We start from the raw sequence: 18,025 nt of genomic DNA on the forward strand, positions 1-18,025 counted from the left end.
CAACGATGTTAATAGTAAATGTAATTATACTTCTGATATTAGATTTTTATATCTTTTTTGCATTAAAGGCAACGAAGATCAAGTTTGCAAAGACTAAAACTTTTGGAATTCTTTGGTGGGGTTATTCAATTTTACTTTCTCTAGGGGTTCTCATATCTTTTAAATTCAATATCCCACTTATAGTTCGTTCTGTTTTTTTAGTTGCATTTTTTCTCACTGCAGCCTCTAAGTTTTTCTTTTTCTTCGTCCTTATCCTGGATGATTTGAGAAGAGGGGGACTATGGCTATCAAGATTGGTAACACCAAAAAAAACAGTGAAACAAGCGGTCAATGTATTGGAAATGCCAATAGCTGAAGAGCCTGTCAAAGGAATCACACGATCGGATTTTTTAACGAAAGCAGGGATTTTGGTTGGTGCATCGCCACTGGTACCTCTAAGCTGGGGAATTATTTCTGGCGCTTATGACTATCGGATACGCCGTCAAAAGTTATATTTGCCGAACTTACCCGCAGCTTTTCATGGTATGACAATCGGGCAAATTTCCGATGTCCATTCGGGGTCATTTTACAATAGAAAAGCAGTTAATGGTGGTGTCGATTTATTATTGAATGAAAAGCCCGATGCAATTTTTTTCACTGGAGATTTGGTCAATAATGTCGCGTCAGAAATGCGTGATTATCAAGATATCTTCTCTAGGCTGAAAGCTGACTTAGGTGTTTTCTCGAGTTTAGGAAATCATGATTACGGTGATTACTATTTTGGAAAAGAAGATTCAGCTGCCAAAAGAAAAAATCTTCAGGATTTGATCGAGACGCATAAAGTTATGGGCTGGGATTTACTGAACGATGAAAATCGCATTTTAAAGGTTGATAATGAAGAATTGGCTATAATTGGGGTTCAAAACTGGGGCACAGGTCGCTTTCCTAAACATGGCGATCTACAAAAGGCATTATTAGGTACAGAAGAGCAGTCTGTTAAATTGCTCCTTTCTCATGATCCTTCACATTGGCGTGCTCAGGTATTGGATACAGATGTTGATGTGATGTTTGCAGGACATACACATGGTATGCAATTCGGTGTTCGTCTGAAAAATGTACAATGGAGTCCGGCTAAATATGTATACAAAGAGTGGGCTGGCTTATATAAAGAAAAGGAGAATAAACAACTCTATGTAAATGTTGGCTATGGTTTTCTAGGCTATCCCGGACGTGTGGGAATATTACCTGAGATTACTATTTTTGAACTTATAAAAGGGAATGACCCAAAAGCGCGTGTATAATAAAAAAATTATCTATCCTACCTACTAGGAAAAGTGGTCATATTGGCAATAAAAAAAATAAGCACTCAATCGAGTGCTTATTTTTTTTATTGCCATTTTCTTTAACGGTCTAATTACTATCTTTAGGGACTAAAATTGTGAAATAATAATATTATCATGCAACAATCATTCGAAATTAATTCGGATCCCCATACTCGGTTGAATATTCTTACAGGAGAACGTGTTCTGGTTTCTCCACATAGAAGTAAAAGACCTTGGCAGGGACAAGTAGAAGATGTAAATCAAGAACAAAGACCAGCATACGATGAGAAGTGCTACCTGTGTCCAACAAATAAGCGTGCGGATGGTGATGTCAATCCAAATTACTCAGAAAGTTTCGTTTTTGTAAACGACTTCTCTGCACTTTTGAAGGATACACCATCGGCAGATATCAACGAAGAAGAGCTGTTCATCGCGGAATCGGAGAAAGGTATTTGTAAAGTTATTGCATTTTCTCCGCGACATGATCTGACGCTTCCAGAAATGACTGTTCCAGCTATTAAAGCTGTTGTAGATGTATGGCAAGCAGAATTTGCAGACTTGGCAAAGCATGAATGGATAAAGTATATTCAAATATTTGAAAATAAAGGTGCCATAATGGGATGTAGCAACCCCCATCCCCATGGTCAAATATGGTCGCAGAATCATGTACCCGTAGAGCTTCAAAAAGAGTCTAAAAATCAGAAACAATATTTTGATAAGCATGGGAGAACTATGCTTGGCGCTTATGTAAATGCAGAATTGAAAAAGCAGGAGCGAATTATCGACGAGAACAACTCGTTTGTGGTATTAGTGCCTTATTGGGCTTCTTGGCCATACGAGACAATGATTGTGAGCAAAAGACCTATTCAGAATATATTAGCTTTTACAGAGGAGGAAAAGGAGGATTTGGCTGCAATTTTGAAATTGCTGACGACACGCTATGATAACCTTTTTAATACATCATTTCCCTATTCCGCAGGTATGCATCAGGCACCAGTGAATAGTGGAGATTTCCCAGAATGGCACTGGCATATGCATTTTTATCCACCATTATTACGTTCTGCAACCGTTAAAAAATTTATGGTAGGTTACGAAATGCTTGCAAATCCGCAACGTGATATTACACCTGAATTTGCGGCTCAACAATTAAGAAAGTGCGCTACCACTCATTATAAAAACGTTTAAAATATGATCACAAAAGAATTAATACAAAGTAAATTTAAATCTATTTTTCAAGCAGACCCTATTGTTGTACGCTCTCCTGGGCGGATCAATATCATTGGCGAGCATACGGATTATAATGATGGCTTTGTGCTTCCTGCAGCAATCGATAAAGCGGTCTATATCGCGGTTTCTAAGAGGGCAGATAATTTAATTTCTTTATATGCTGAAGATTATAAAGGAGCATATGAGGTTGAATTGGATCATATTGCTCCTACGGATCTACATTGGCCAAATTATATTTTAGGAGTTGTTGATCAAATTCAAAAAAGAGGCTTTGAAATTGGTGGATTTAACCTTTATATCGATGGTGATGTCCCTTTGGGAGCAGGATTGTCGTCTTCTGCAGCAGTTGAATGTGCTACGACATTGGCGTTAAGTGAACTATTTGAATTACATATAGAGCGCTTGGAGATTCCTAAAATTGGACAATTGGCAGAGCATACGTATGCCGGTGTTAAATGTGGTATTATGGACCAATTTGCCTCGACTTTTGGTAAAAAGGATCATGTGCTAAAATTAGATTGTCGTTCATTGGAATATGAATACGTTCCATTGGTATTGGATGGTTATACCATTATTTTGTTGAATACAAATGTGAAGCATGCTTTAGGTGACACAGCTTACAATAAACGTGTGGAACAATGTAAAAAAGCAATAGCGTGGATAAAGGAGAAATACCCTACAGTTGTCAATATGCGCGATGTTTCGGTTGCTATGTTGGACGAAATGGTGAAGGATAAGGATGCTGAAGTATACACAAAAACGCGTTTTGTCGTAGAAGAAAGCGAGCGTGTTCATGAAGCATGCGAACATTTGAAGGCTGGTAATCTGGTTGCATTAGGTCAAAATCTGTTCGCTTCACACCATGGCTTGAGTAAAGAATATGAAGTAAGCTGTGAGGAGTCCGATTATTTGGTGGACTTTACTAAACAATTCCCACAGGTATTGGGCGCACGACAAATGGGAGGTGGTTTTGGAGGTTGCACGATCAATCTTGTAAAAGACGATTTTGTATCTGAATTCATCGCTCAAGTATCTCCCCAATACTTAGCGCACTTTGGAAAAGAATTGACCGTAATTCAAGTGAAAACGGATGATGGTACATCGGTTTTATAGCATTGATTTACTAAAAAGGGTTTCTATCACAAGATAGAAACCCTTTTTAGTAAAATAAATATGATAACCTTTATTTTAAACCATTTCTTTTAAAAGCTTTAAGGCATAGCCAATACTATTGACATTGCTTAAAGCTAATCTTAACTGTTTTTTAATTTCTTTCAGATTGCTAATTTCTGGGTGTTGTTGGACAAATGACAGCACCTTTCCAAATTGATCTGACTCAAAGTAAGATGATTTTGGATTGTTGACAAAATAACCTTTTAAGGTGTTCTTCTTGTAGGATATTTTCTCAAATCCAATCTGCTTTCCGAACCATTGTAAGCGTAATGTATTAAATAATTCAAAGACTTCATGTGGTACAGGGCCGAATCGGTCTTCTAATGATACTGCAAAATCAGTCAGTTGTTCTTCATTCTCAAGTTTCGATATTTCTGTGTATAAATTATAACGTTCACTGATATTGGTTACATATTCATCTGGGATCAATACTTCCATATCGGTGTCGATCTGTGTAAATGAAACGTACTTGTGGTCTTTGTCATCGGCAAAAACTTCTGAGAACTCATCTTCTTTTAACTCTTGGATAGCTTCATCAAGAATCTTATGATACATTTCAAAACCAATTTCAGCAATAAATCCAGATTGCTCACCGCCTAATAAGTTACCAGAACCGCGAATATCTAGATCGCGCATAGCGACGTTAAATCCTGCTCCCAATTCTGAAAACTCCTCTATTGCAGAAAGTCGTTTATAGGCTTCAGAAGTAAGTGTGGATAGGGGAGGGCTTAACAGATAACAGAACGATTTTTTATTGGAACGTCCCACACGTCCACGCATTTGGTGAAGATCGCTCAGACCGAACATATGTGCATGATTGATGATGATGGTGTTGGCATTGGGAATATCTAGACCAGCTTCAATGATGGTTGTGGCAACCAATACATCAAAATCATGATTGATAAATTTAAGCATGACATCTTCCAGATCATCACCTTCTAATTGACCGTGAGCGATACCTACTCGTGCGTTAGGGACTAGTTTCTGAATCATAGCGCCTAATTGTTTTAAATCGGCAACACGATTATGGATAAAGAATACTTGACCTGCACGTTCCAGTTCAAATGACACCGCCTCTTGTATCAATGTTTCATTGAATACATGTAATTCTGTTTGTACGGGTTGACGATTGGGTGGCGGCGTGTTTATGAGACTTAAATCTCTTGCTCCCATGAGCGAGAAATGTAAGGTTCTGGGAATTGGTGTAGCGGTCAATGTCAGTGAATCGACATTGGCACGTAATAATTTTAATTTTTCTTTGACAGAGACACCAAATTTTTGTTCTTCATCAATGATCATTAATCCCAGATCTTTGAATTTAACATCCTTACTGACCAAACGATGCGTACCAATGATAATATCGATTTTACCTTCGGCCAATTTGGCTAGTGTTTCTTTAATTTGTTTTGCTGTTTTAAACCTATTGATGTAATCAATGGTACAGGGTAAATCTTTAAGACGTTCGTTAAAAGTTCTAAAATGTTGATGTGCAAGAATGGTTGTGGGGACTAAAATGGCTACTTGTTTACTGTCTGCGACAGCTTTAAATGCTGCGCGAATAGCAATTTCTGTTTTTCCAAATCCGACATCACCACAGATCAACCGATCCATTGGGTGTGGCGATTCCATATCGCGTTTAACATCTGCTGTAGCTTTTTCCTGATCTGGAGTATCTTCATACATAAAGGATGCCTCCAATTCATTTTGAAGATAGCTATCTGGACTAAAAGCTGTACCCGTCTGTGCTTTACGTTTGGCATAGAGCATGATCAAATCTCGGGCAATATCTTTAACTTTCTTTTTTGTTGTTTTCTTCAGCTTGTCCCAAACATCGGTACCCAATTTGTTCATTTTTGGGATAGATCCTTCTTTACCGGAGTATTTAGATATTCGATTTAGCGAGTTGATGTTGACATAAAGGAGGTCGTTGTCGGCATAACTCAATCGAATCATTTCCTGAGATTTTCCGTTGACTTCTATTTTTTCAAGTCCCGCATATTTTCCTACACCATGATCGATATGGGTGATGTAGTCACCAGGTTTGAGATCGCGTAGGTCTTTTAAAGTAATCGCTTGGCTTTTTTCATAGCCTTTTTTTCTTTTGTATTTATAGTATCGATCAAAAATTTGATGATCCGTATAGCATGCTAATTTGACGTCATCGTCGCGAAAACCTTCCCTGAACCCTTTGTGTATCGGGATAAAAGTGACTGTTTTGTCGAGGTCTTCTAAGATTTTGTATATTCTTTCAATCTGTTTGGGAGAATCTGAAAAGATTAAATTTTCAATTTTATTTTTCTCATTCTCTTTGAAATTATGGATTAACAGGTTAAAATCTTTATTGAATGAAGGTTGTGGATGGATATCAAATTTGATTGTGGTATCGGGCTTATAAAAGAATTGTTTCCCGAATTCGATAATTGGAAAATCAAAAAGTAAAGCATTGAAATTCTTTTCATCAGAAAATCCATATGCAGGATTTATCCACTCTGAATTGTCTTTCTTTTCTTTTTCTGTTAAAGCATTCCAAAATTCTGTTGCTTTTCTATTTCCATCTTTTATGGTATCCAATGTAAACTGTACATCCTTTATCCAAACAACAGCATCCCTGTCAATATACTCCAATAGGGAGATGTTTTGTGCGGTTAAAAATTTAGCTTGTACGTTGGGAACAATTGTTACTTTATGGATTTTTGATACAGATAATTGAGATTCAATTTCAAATGTTCGAATACTTTCAATGTCGTCACCAAAAAATTCTATCCGATATGGTAGGTCATTAGAGAAGGAGAATATATCTACAATTCCACCTCTGATGGCATATTGCCCTGGTTCGTAAACAAAATCTACGCGGTCGAATTCGTATTCAAATAAAAACTCATTGATAAAGTCTATACTTAATTTTGTGTTTTCCGTTATCTCTAAGGTGTTTTTTTCGAGATCACTTCTATTAATGACTTTTTCCGCAATCGCTTCCGGATATGTAACGACCATTTTTGGCAACTCGGATGCGTGGTTTAACACGTTTAACGTTTCTGCACGTTGTAAAACGTGGGTTGCATCCAGCTGGGTAAAATCAAAAGGCTTACGGTAGGAGGTCGGGAAAAATAAAACTTGTTTATCAAGGAGGCTTTCGAGATCACTTAGGAAATAGGATGCATCTTCATGTGTTGGTAGGATAAAGAGATAAGGTCGTTCTTGTAAGGTATAACTCGCTACAGCAATGACGGCATCAGATGAACCGATAAGACCTTTTAATTGGACCTTTGGATTTTTAGCTTGTATCGCTTTTGTCAAAGTTTGTGTTAACTCACTTTGACCGTATTTTTCTATAATTTCTTTAATTCCCACGCGTTCACTAATTTGGAATACTGCGAATTTAATGAAAATGATGGGTTGTTACAAAATTAGCTTTACCTATCTGGTACTTTGATAAATAAATGAGATGAATCTTGTCGATTTTAACTCATCTCAACTGGTGTAACTACGTATTCGAGTATTGGTATGTATCGTTATTTAATTTCCTTAATCTTGAGCGGATTCGTAACAAAGCATCATAAGTCCGTATTGATTTGTAAGACCTGTATATAATCCTTCAATGCGCTCTTATTGGCTGTATCTAGAATGTTTTGGAAATTCTCTCTAAAATCAAACTGATGGTCTTCGTGAATCTTTGCATATTTTCCCACGGCATGTTTTATTCTTCCTGCGATGTATTTTTGAAGTTTATGAGCTGCTGATTGATAGGATGAACTTAAAAGAGCTGGGTAATTGATAATAGCTCTTTCTAGGACATAAATCCGAAATTCTACTTCACTAACTTTATCTTTGGTGACTTTCTCATGCTCATTGATCATGCCACTTGCTTGCTTCACCAATTTATTTAATCCCACAAAATTACTCAAGCTTGGGGAGTTGAATACTTGCGATTCTCCTAAGTCAAAAAGTTGTTTAAGCTGGTTCCTTAAGTTTTCGATACGTTGCTCTAAGTCAGATTCATCTTCTAACAGTTGAAAATGAAGTTGCTTGATTAACATTTTATCTTTACTAATCAATCTTAGCAATAACTTATCTTTTTCTTTTACAGGAAGGTTTAGCACTGCTTTTTTTAATTCTGGATCTTGATGGATTGACATGATTTAAAGATAGGAGAAAATTTACAGTTTAAAAAATTTAGTGGGAATTTGGAATTTTTCGTATATATTCAAGATGATAGAAAAACTTTTCTGTACGTTTATCTTCAATATATGGAAAGTTCACTTCTTTTATGATTTTTATAAAATCAGCTATTTTTAGTTACATTTTTTTAATGAAGCTTCTATCTAAACTACATCTAAAATTATTTATATTTGTAGATAAATACCCACAAATTTTAATAAGAACCTATTGATTTGAAATTTCTTAGTTTATTCTTCTTTACGTTAGTTTTTTTTAACACTGCCTTTGCTGAATCAATCAGATTGGAAGATTTATTTTCTAGCAAGAGTAGGATTGAATATTTAATGAAACAAGAGAAGGAGTTTGGGAAAGATACTCTTGCTTTGAAAAATTACTTAAAACCTATTATCACCTTTGCCAAAGTATACAATGATGCTTCGCTATTAATCGCTTACGATAATATGCTGGCAAATGGGATGGCAGAGGCTTATGATGCTATCAATGATAGAAGTACAGGTTTGTATTTATCTGCAATTGAAAAGGCAAAACGTAATCGGGATAAAGAGCTGGAATTTTGGACTAAAGCCAACTATGGTTTTTACCTATATAACTTTCGTGTGCTTACAGAGGCTTTTCAAGTGTTTTTGGAAATTAGAAATATTTTACCTGTAGTGTCATTAAATAAATTACCAAATCCAGATATCTCTTTACGTAATATGGGGTATTTTTTTGGAACTCTGGGTGATAATAGTGCAAGTTTAGAGTATTTGAATCTTGCTCGTCAATATGCTAATCCAAAATCAGAGGTGATGGGCAGTATCCTTGATGCATTAGGTGTCACTTACTTGAATATGGCTGATACAACAACTGCTTTTCGGTTTTTTAAAGAGACTGAGGCATTGTCAAAGTTAAACGGGGATAATATTAGACTGGGTAAAGCGCTCGGCAATCAGGCTCTCATCTATAGAGGAAGAGGTGATTTGGAAATGGCAGCAGCACTTTTGTTAGAAGATATTGTTTATTCAGAGCAGCACGGTAGTGAACAAAATACCATGTATGCCTATACTTTATTGGCCCACGTTTATTTAGATCAAGGGAAATTGACGGAAGCTGAAAATGCAATCAATCGTGCGGCTATTTATGCTTCTAGTAAAGTCTATCTAAAGAAATCGGAGAAAGAAATCACGGAAATTAGATTGGAGCTCGCAGTAAGACGTCATGATGAAAAGAACGAGTTGTTGGCTAGAAGAAGATTAATACAGCTTAATGATAGCCTGCAGCTGTGGAATAGCGATGAGAAGCTTCAAAAATTGAAGTGGTTGGCGGAACAGGAAAGTTATATCCATAAAATAGAACTAGGAAATGAACGTTTGGACAAAGAGTTGTTTAAGAAGAGAGCCTATAGTATCGTTGTTGTATTGTTATTGGCGCTGTCGATTAGTCTTTTTGTCTTATTTAAGCGAAAACTGAAAGTGCGAACTGTGCTCTATGAAAGGCGTGTTTTGAGTCTACAGATGGAAAAGTATTTGTCTGACCAAAAACTAATGGAAGCAAATAATAATCTCAGTTCTTTTACGATCTATTTGAAAGAAAAGAACGAATATATTGCCAACTTAAAGGCAGAAATTGTAAAGGTGGAGCAAACTTCTTTTTCGTCTATTGAGAACGAGAGGGGGCAGCTACAAGCGCTATTGGAATCGCATTTGATGACGGAGGATAAATGGATTTTGTTTAAAGAAGCATTTTTAAAGGAGTATCCACTCTTCTATAATGATTTGCTTCGGAAATTTCCTGAGTTGACAGAGTCAAATCTGAGGTTCATTTTCTTAGGTAAATTGGGTTTGAAAAACACCGAGATATCCAATATTTTGGGGATTACTGAAGATGCTGTGAAAAAAGCAAAACAGCGGCTGAGAAAGAAAATAGGAGAAGAACGTTATTTGGTTCTATCTTCTGATATTAGACCAAACTTTTAGTCGATAGGATTGTGGGATAATGTAAAATAGGCTAACCAATAATACAGCTAGCCTATTTTTTTATTAAACGATTGGATTTTCGTGTAGGTATTTCTCCCATTTCCAAGCGCTGTCCATCATCTCAAAGATGCCTAATTGTGCTTTCCAATTTAATTCATTGGTCGATTTAGTGACATCACCATACACCTTCACGATATCTCCTTCACGACGTGGCCCTACTACATAGTTCAGTTTTTGACCCGATGCTTCTTCAAACGCTTTAATGGCTTCTAAAACAGAATATCCATTTCCTGTACCTACGTTAAAGACATCGTATTTTCCTTTAGGATTTCCTTTTTCTAATAATTTAATCGCTGCAACGTGTGCTTTTGCCAAATCAACAACATGGATAAAGTCACGGACACAGAAACCATCTTTCGTATCGAAATCATTGCCAAATACCGTCAATTTATCACGTTTGCCAATAGCGGTTTGTGTAATAAATGGTAGAAGGTTCTGAGGAACTCCTAATGGTAATTCTCCGATTAATGCAGTTTCGTGGGCTCCAACTGGATTGAAATAACGTAATGCTATGATATTAAAGTTGTCATATGCGTTAGCTGTTTCTTCTAAAATTTCTTCTGCAATCTGTTTGGTATTGCCATAAGGAGAAGTTGCTTTTTTTACTGGTGCAGCTTCATCTACAGGTAAGTAATCGGGCTCTCCATAAACGGTGCAGCTAGAGGAAAATACAAAGTTCACCGGTTTTTCACGATAAGCTTCTAAGAGATTGATTAACGAGAAAAAGTTGTTATGGTAGTATTTTAGTGGATTTTGAACGGATTCTCCAACTGCTTTGGATGCTGCAAAATGGATGATTCCGCTAATATCTGTGTTGTTTTTAACAAATTCTAAAACTTTTGTCTCGTCACATAAATCAAATTGATGAAACTCAGGTTTTATGCCGATAATTTTTTCAATTTGGTCTAACATTTTGATGTTAGAATTAGATAAGTTGTCAACGATAACCGGTGTGTAACCTGCATTATGTAATTCAACAACTGTATGCGAACCAATATATCCTGTTCCGCCTGTTACAAGTATTTTGCTCATTGCTTAAAGTTATAATATGTAAAGTCTTTATGTTCTAAATTTTCTATGGGTAACGATTGATAGTAAGCAATCGTTTTTTCCAATCCTGCTATTCTCGAAGTTTCGGGTTCCCAGTTTAATATTCTCTTTGCTTTCGAAATATCTGGTTTACGCTGCTTTGGGTCCTCTGTGGGGAGTGGTTGATAGACCTTTTTTCCTTTGGCCTGTGTAATTTGTAAGATTTCACTCGCTAACTGGTTGAGTGAAATTTCTTCCGTATTACCAATGTTGATGGGGGTAGTGCAATCTGAATGTAGGACTTTAAAAATGCCCTCTATTTGATCAGTTACATAGCAAAATGATCTTGTTTGTTCACCGTTGCCAAATAGGGTGATATCTTCTCCAAGTAGTGCTTGGGTGATAAAGGTGGGAACTGCTCGGCCGTCATTCATACGCATGCGAGGTCCAAATGTATTGAAGATTCGTACGATTCTTGTTTCTAATTGATGAAAGTTGTGATAGGCCGTGGTAATCGCTTCTTGAAAACGTTTGGCTTCATCATAGACGCCACGTGGTCCTACTGGATTTACATTGCCCCAATAATCTTCAGATTGTGGACTTACAAGTGGATCGCCATAAATTTCGGATGTGGATGCTACCAAGATTCTCGCCTTTTTTTCTAATGCTAAACCTAATAGATTGTGTGTGCCTAATGAGCCAACTTTAAGCGTTTGAATTGGAATCTTTAGGTAGTCTATTGGACTTGCTGGTGATGCGAAGTGTAAGATATAATCGAGGTGCCCTGGTACATGGACGAATTTGGAGACATCATGATTGTAAAACTCGAAATTTGATAGCTTGAATAAGTGTTCGATATTTCTAAGGTCTCCAGTAATGAGATTATCCATACCAATGACGTGGTATTCTTCTTGAATAAAACGATCACAAAGGTGAGAGCCTAGAAATCCAGCGGCTCCTGTTATTAAAATTCGTTTGCGTATCTTGTTTTCCACTTATTCTAACAATTAGAAAAGGTTTAATATCTTTGACGAATATAAGTATTATTTTACGAACATGCGCCTTCTTTATTCTTTAGGAATCTATCTTTATGGCCTTTTATTACGCCTTGTAGCGCCTTTTCATTCTAAAGCAAAGCTTTGGGTGGATGGTAGGAGGGACTGGTATGCATACATGAGTCAAACGGTTGAAACGGGGCAAAAACACATTTGGTTTCACTTTGCTTCGTTGGGTGAATTTGAACAAGGTAGGGCTGTATTAGAAAGTATAAAAAAGGATTTTCCCACTAAAAAAATTGTTATAACTTTTTATTCTCCCTCAGGATATGAAGTTCGTAAAAATACTAATCTGGCAGATTACGTTTTTTATTTACCCGACGATACAGCAAAAAATGCAAAACTGTTTATTGATCTCATAAATCCGGATTTTGTCGTTTTTACAAAATATGAATACTGGTATCATTATTTTTCTGAGCTGCAAAATAGACAAATCCCATTACTGATGATTTCGGCAATCTTTAGACCGGATCAGATTTTCTTTCAGTCCTATGGTGGTTTTTTTCGTAAAATCTTGAGCGCTGTGACTTATTTTTTCATGCAGAATGAAGAGAGCGTTCATCTTTTGAAAGAGCATGGATTTAGAAATGTTGGGTTGACGGGTGACACGCGCTTTGATCGTGTGGTTGAATTGCCAAAGCAGTTGAGGCGTATTACTGAAGTTGTGCAATTTGTTGGCGAATCTCCTGTATTGGTGGCTGGTAGTACTTGGTTGGAAGATGAGCAGATATTAAAAGAGATCATGTTGATATTTCCAAAGTGGAAGTTGATATTGGCACCACATGAAATTCATGATGCTCATATAAAGTCAATTTTAGAGTTATTTCCTGATGCCTTACAGTTCTCAAACTATCCTTCTTATGCTGATCAAAAAATAATAGATTCTCAGGTGCTGATTATTGATAATATCGGAATGCTTTCATCATTGTATGGCTATGGAAAGATAGCTTATATAGGTGGTGGTTTTGGGGTCGGTATTCATAATACGTTAGAGGCCGCGACTTATGGTGTTCCTGTTATATTTGGTCCGAAATATCATAAATTTCAAGAGGCTAAAGACCTTATTGAGCAAGGGGCTGGGTTTTCAATTCATAATCGGGAAGAACTGATTAAGGTGTTTACGTGCCTGCAGGATAATGTTAAACGGGAATATGCGGGGAAACAAGCAAAACAATATGTTCAACAACATGCAGGTGCTACTGCAATTATTATGAAATATCTTTATTCTTCTAAATTATTGAAGTAAGAGTTGTTTTTGTTCGGATTTATAAATGCTCCAAAAGGTGAATGTAGCATTTCTTAATTTGTATGATATTCAGATTTATAGGTCTTTTTTAAAGAACTTAATAATATCTTTTTTACTGAGCATTTTCGTGCTTTTTGTGGAGTACAATGCATTTTTATAGCTATGTATCAGCTGCAATTGGGGATTTCCCCATAGCATTTCGGAATAAAAGAGTGCTAGTCTGCTTGCTCCTAAGTCAACAAAAATGGTCGCATCCTTTTTTGTGTTGAATCCGTTTAAAATGATTTCATATAGATCTTCGAAGTCTTTTTGTGATTTAAGGTAAATTTCACCAAAGTCTATTTTATCGTTAATATCGTTCCTGAAAGTAATCTTAATTTGCTCGTCTTCTAATTCAGAAGCCTTGATTTCGTAAGCACTCCCTTTATTTATAATGCTGATCTCTTTTTTTACAAGGTCGACTTGTCTAATTTGAGAAAAAATGCTGGGTATGCCTATGAATAGAAAAAGAAGAAACATCAACAATTTTGCCATAAGTATGAAGTTACAAAATTTATCGTGAACGTATCCCTTAATCTACGATAAATAGCTCGGACATAATGTGGTCTGCCATTAGCTTTCCACTGTCGGTTAGTGTGATCTTGTTTTCTACTTGCTTTAATTGATTGTTATCGATGAATTCTGCAGCATTGTTCTGCAGTTGCTTTTTTACTTCTGCGCCAAACTTTTCTTCTACAGCGGTTAGATTAATGCCCCACATGGTTCGGAGTGAGGTCATCGTGTATTCATTAATACGGTCAAGTGATGAAAGTTCCTCGGTTTCCAAAGGAAGAGAATTTTGAGCAATATCCTGTATATATTTGGCATTGTTGGCGATATTCCATGAACGTGAGTGGCCATTAAAAGAATGTGCCGATGGACCAATTCCTAAATAGTGTTTCCCTTTCCAATAGTTCGTGTTATGTTTGGCATACATGCCGTTTTTAGCAAAATTGGAGATTTCATATTGTTCAAAATCGGACTCTGTTAGATGCGCAATAAGCATAAGCATTTGATCTGCCGCTTGATCGCTATCTATTGCTGCCGATTTACCTGTTTTGATCATATGATCAAGTGCAGTTTTCTTTTCTACGGTCATGGAGTAGGATGAAATATGTGGAATCTGGAAATCTACCAGCTTTTGCATATTCTTCTTCCATTTTTCATTGGTCAATAGTGGAAACCCGTAGATCAGATCGCAGGTGATATTTTCGAATCCAGCATCTTGAACCCGCATGATACATGATTCAGCCTCTTTTTGGTTGTGCGCCCTGTTCATCCATCTTAGATCTTCTTCAAAGAAGGATTGAATTCCGATACTGAAGCGGTTGATTTCAGTTTGACGAAGTTTCTCGACTTTCTCCCGGTTCAGGTCGTCGGGATTGGCTTCGAGTGTAATCTCTATATTGGAGTCAATCTCAAAGTGCTTGGATACTTTATCAATGAGTCTGGAGATATCCTCTGCTTCGAGTATAGAGGGTGTACCTCCACCAAAGTAGATGGACTGAATCTTTTTGTCTTCCAGATAATCGGCTCTAAGTTCAATTTCCTTGTATAACATGCTGAGCATTTCGTCTTTGTATTTCAGTGAGGTACTGAAATGGAAGTCGCAGTAATGACAGGCTTGCTTACAGAATGGAATGTGAAAATAGATCATGGGTAATTTGTTTTGATGACAAAGGTAAAGGAAAATCCATATTAAAATGGATTTATTCTGTTTCTTTGGTATACTGTTGGAGGTTTTTACTGACTCTTCTTTTTATCCGATCTCGTAGATTTCGGGGTGCAATAACTTCTATGTTTTCTCCAAATCCCAAAATTTCGCGCTCCAGTTCAAAGTTTAAGACGACATCAAGACGAACGAGAATACTACCATCGTTATTTTTATCAATGATCTGCTGGGAGTTATGTAAAGGTTTTGTTTCTACATATGGTGCATTGAAGCTGTCGATTTTTAAGATCACTTTTTGACCACGGTCTTTTTGACTTTTTGTTACCCCGATTGTATCTGCAAAATAGCGTTCGAAATCAATTCCGTCATAAGGTACGAACCCATTTTTTGCCATTTCATCAATATCTACTATACGATCAAGGGCAAGGATAAGTAATAATTTACCTTTTTTTGGTTTACAAACTAAGAACCACCGATTGCGGTATTCTTTTAAGAGATATGGATAATAAACATCCTGTGTTGGTCCAAGTGACTTAAAGGATTTGTAAGTGATGAGTAAAGGTATTTCTTCGAGGATGGCATGATGCAGGGTGCTGATCCAGTTTAAACCTTTCAATAGTTTATTACTTTCCATTTGCACGACAGGCTTTTGAGTTCCTTCCGACTTAATGAGACTATTTTCTAAACGTAAGATCATATCACTCATTTCGTCAAAATAAGAGAATCCATTAAGATGCTTTAGTAAGTCTACCGCTTCTTTCATCTTCTTCATATCTAAGGAGGTAATGGGCGAATTGCTGATGCTATATTGAGGGTCACTGTAGCTATAGAATTTCCTATCTGTAACAATGATAGGAGCGTTGTAACCAAGTTTATTGCTGCGCATAAGTTGGATATCGCCCTGTATTGTTCTTTTGCTGATACCATTATGGATACCCTCCAGCTCATAAAGTGCATTGGATACTTTTTCAATAAGATCTTCTAACGTCCATTTGCGATGACGTTGACATAGGCAACTGTCTATGGTTTTGTAGCGTATTAATGCAAGTTTATTGGTGGACATTTTGTTTTTGATGAAATGTTACGAATTTAAATGTACAAAATTCATTTTTACTGCGCAATGTATTTGCGCATGAAGTTTTTTATTAATGGTTTTTATTGGTTTTAACAAATTAATTCGTTTGATTTTCAGGTTAATGTGTTGTTTTTGTTTTGTTTTTTGAAAATATTTTTTACTACGCAGGAAGGTTGCGTGATGGGGTGCGCACATTTGTAATGTCGATCAAGACAAATAGTTCTTTGAGAAAGTAAGCGAATAGCTTTTTAAGATATATACCTGAAAGGGTGTATGACATAGTGCATGATTTTGAGGTCCTCGTCTCCTGTTTCTGTATAGCAGGGTAGTGTTGTTTCAGTCGAAAATAATATACTGACTTTAAAAAAATCACGATTGTCTCATGTTGGGGTCGTAGGTTCGAATCCTACTTCCGTCTCGAACGGAGTAACTCAGGGGTAGAGTACAACAAAAGGGTGGGTTCGAGTCCCACGCACATTTCAAAAATGTGTCCACCGGTTGGAGGAACGAAAGTTCCATAGTCAAGTTTAAACTTTCTGTAAAAAAGTTTCCACTTAATAAGCGCTTCGTCTCTCGTTTGGTCTTCTCGTTTTTTGAAAAAGGGGAGACAATTGAAAGGGGTCTTTGAAGTATAAATTAGGTGCTAAAGGCAACGATAGGGTTGAGGATAGTGGAATACTTAAAGCAATACACGAATGGGGTGTATTTTCTTTAGGGATAAGCTGTCATCATTTTATTTTTCTTTTAGCCGCTTTTACATTCCGATGCTATTTAATGAACAAGAATCGAGGCGTTTTTAAATAATAGGATCATTTATAGATGATAACATATCCGGATAAAGCACATCGTTTTGTGTTAGCGATGGATATTAGTAGAATAAAAAATAAAATAAGATATGAAAAGAGTAACCATAGATATCAATCAGTTGGGATTAGTTGTTAAAAACAATCGGTATACCCGTGTATTGCCTGCTGGAAAATACTGGCTAGGTTTTGGTGAAAAACTAACATTATATGATTTGTCGAAGCCTTTTCCAGTTAGCTTAGATGTCGATGTATTGATGCAGCTTGCAGGTTTTTCGGAGCATGTGGAATTGGTGGAGGTTACCGATAATGAGATCTGTCTGGTTTTTGTTAACAATAACTATAAGCAGGTACTAGCTGCTGGCAGACATGTCTTCTGGAAGGGTTTATTAACCTATTATTTCCAGAAGGAGGATATCACGGAGATAGAAATTGGATCAACTGTACACAAGCAGTTATTAGAGAAGCAGACGCTAGCTTACTATGTACGACAGTTTAAGTTAGAGCCATCGGAGAAGGGTTTACTATTTCTTGATGGAGCTTTTTCAAAGCTATTGGATGCAGGTACATATTACTGGTGGAAAAATGCGACATCCATCAGTATTTCAAAAGTGGATACACGATTGACAACAATGGATATTGCTGGTCAAGAGATCTTGACTAAAGATAAGGCGCAGATTCGGATTAATTTTTCGATACAGTACCATGTTGTGGATGTACTGAAAGCATTGCTTGAAAATAAAGACTTTGAGAAGCAGTTGTACATGCTGATGCAATTGGCCCTACGTTCTTACATAGGTCGAATGACTTTGGATGAGTTGATGGACAATAAGTCGGCTATCAATGCACATGTGCTAGAGGAGACTGCCTCGCAGGTTGAACTACTTGGGGTAAAGGTATTCCATGCCGGTGTTAAAGACATCATCTTGCCAGGAGATATCCGAGAGATAATGAATCAGGTACTGGTCGCGGAGAAAAAAGCTCAGGCCAATATCATCACGCGGCGTGAAGAAACTGCTTCTACAAGAAGCTTGTTGAATACAGCTAAATTGATGGAAGATAATGCGATGTTGTTTAAATTGAAAGAGATGGAATATGTGGAGAAGATTGCTGAAAAAATAAACAATATATCGGTTTCCGGTAATGGTCAGATTGTGGATCAGCTGAAGCAGCTGTTCGTGAAATAATACAGTTACTGCTTTTTTTTAGAC

13 protein-coding genes are annotated in these 18,025 nt (G+C 36.7%); 6 read left to right on the top strand and 7 right to left on the bottom strand.

Going from position 1 to position 18,025, the window contains the following annotated elements:
• Window positions 1–5: 5 nt before the first annotated feature.
• The 3 genes from KO02_RS01825 to galK all read left to right on the top strand — a co-directional run bounded on the left by KO02_RS01825 (window position 6) and on the right by galK (window position 3,641).
• A complete protein-coding gene (locus KO02_RS01825; RefSeq protein WP_038695331.1) occupies window positions 6–1,280 on the top strand; it encodes a metallophosphoesterase in 1,275 nt (424 codons plus the stop codon).
• A 156-nt stretch (window positions 1,281–1,436) separates the two neighbouring features.
• The gene (locus KO02_RS01830) at window positions 1,437–2,486 is read left to right on the top strand and encodes a UDP-glucose--hexose-1-phosphate uridylyltransferase (protein WP_081918285.1); all 1,050 of its coding nucleotides are present in this window, start codon (window positions 1,437–1,439) and stop codon (window positions 2,484–2,486) included.
• 3 nt (window positions 2,487–2,489) lie between these two features.
• Window positions 2,490–3,641, top strand: coding sequence for a galactokinase (gene galK / locus KO02_RS01835; protein WP_038695333.1), 1,152 nt, complete (start codon window positions 2,490–2,492; stop codon window positions 3,639–3,641).
• A 75-nt stretch (window positions 3,642–3,716) separates the two neighbouring features.
• Here the strand turns inward: galK and mfd are convergent, their stop codons facing one another.
• A complete protein-coding gene (gene mfd / locus KO02_RS01840; RefSeq protein WP_038695335.1) occupies window positions 3,717–7,052 on the bottom strand; it encodes a transcription-repair coupling factor in 3,336 nt (1,111 codons plus the stop codon).
• 203 nt (window positions 7,053–7,255) lie between these two features.
• Window positions 7,256–7,837 (bottom strand): hypothetical protein, encoded by a 582-nt coding sequence (locus tag KO02_RS01845; protein WP_038695337.1) that lies wholly within the window; start codon window positions 7,835–7,837, stop codon window positions 7,256–7,258.
• 366 nt (window positions 7,838–8,203) lie between these two features.
• On the opposite strand from KO02_RS01845, the gene KO02_RS01850 reads away from it, so the two are divergent.
• Entirely contained in the window at window positions 8,204–9,835 is a 1,632-nt protein-coding gene (locus KO02_RS01850; protein ID WP_051959729.1) for a hypothetical protein, read from the top strand.
• Window positions 9,836–9,898: 63 nt separating this feature from the next.
• Here the strand turns inward: KO02_RS01850 and galE are convergent, their stop codons facing one another.
• Both galE and KO02_RS01860 read right to left on the bottom strand, forming a co-directional pair.
• Window positions 9,899–10,927, bottom strand: a complete 1,029-nt coding sequence (gene galE / locus KO02_RS01855; protein WP_038695340.1) for a UDP-glucose 4-epimerase GalE — start codon at window positions 10,925–10,927, stop codon at window positions 9,899–9,901.
• The gene (locus tag KO02_RS01860; protein WP_038695342.1) at window positions 10,924–11,919 is read right to left on the bottom strand and encodes a GDP-mannose 4,6-dehydratase; all 996 of its coding nucleotides are present in this window, start codon (window positions 11,917–11,919) and stop codon (window positions 10,924–10,926) included. The genes galE and KO02_RS01860 overlap by 4 nt, the downstream gene beginning before the upstream one ends.
• Window positions 11,920–11,980: 61 nt before the next feature.
• On the opposite strand from KO02_RS01860, the gene KO02_RS01865 reads away from it, so the two are divergent.
• Window positions 11,981–13,225, top strand: coding sequence for a 3-deoxy-D-manno-octulosonic acid transferase (locus KO02_RS01865; protein ID WP_038695344.1), 1,245 nt, complete (start codon window positions 11,981–11,983; stop codon window positions 13,223–13,225).
• A gap of 75 nt (window positions 13,226–13,300) precedes the next feature.
• Here the strand turns inward: KO02_RS01865 and KO02_RS01870 are convergent, their stop codons facing one another.
• From KO02_RS01870 to KO02_RS01880, 3 genes are read right to left on the bottom strand one after another with little or no spacing between them, the layout of a single operon-like run.
• Entirely contained in the window at window positions 13,301–13,759 is a 459-nt protein-coding gene (locus tag KO02_RS01870; protein WP_038695346.1) for a hypothetical protein, read from the bottom strand.
• A gap of 37 nt (window positions 13,760–13,796) precedes the next feature.
• Window positions 13,797–14,921 carry a radical SAM family heme chaperone HemW gene (gene hemW, locus KO02_RS01875; RefSeq protein ID WP_081918286.1) on the bottom strand — a complete coding sequence of 375 codons (1,125 nt, stop codon included), beginning with the start codon at window positions 14,919–14,921 and terminating at the stop codon, window positions 13,797–13,799.
• 52 nt (window positions 14,922–14,973) lie between these two features.
• Window positions 14,974–15,999: a helix-turn-helix transcriptional regulator gene (locus KO02_RS01880; RefSeq protein ID WP_038695350.1), complete on the bottom strand. Its 1,026-nt coding sequence runs from the start codon at window positions 15,997–15,999 to the stop codon at window positions 14,974–14,976.
• Window positions 16,000–16,906: 907 nt separating this feature from the next.
• Between KO02_RS01880 and KO02_RS01890 the strand changes: the two genes are divergently transcribed.
• Window positions 16,907–18,001, top strand: coding sequence for a slipin family protein (locus tag KO02_RS01890; protein WP_038695355.1), 1,095 nt, complete (start codon window positions 16,907–16,909; stop codon window positions 17,999–18,001).
• The last annotated feature ends 24 nt before the right edge of the window (window positions 18,002–18,025 follow it).

Origin of the sequence: Sphingobacterium sp. ML3W (genome assembly GCF_000747525.1) — a bacterium.
In the GTDB taxonomy this organism is placed as follows: domain Bacteria; phylum Bacteroidota; class Bacteroidia; order Sphingobacteriales; family Sphingobacteriaceae; genus Sphingobacterium.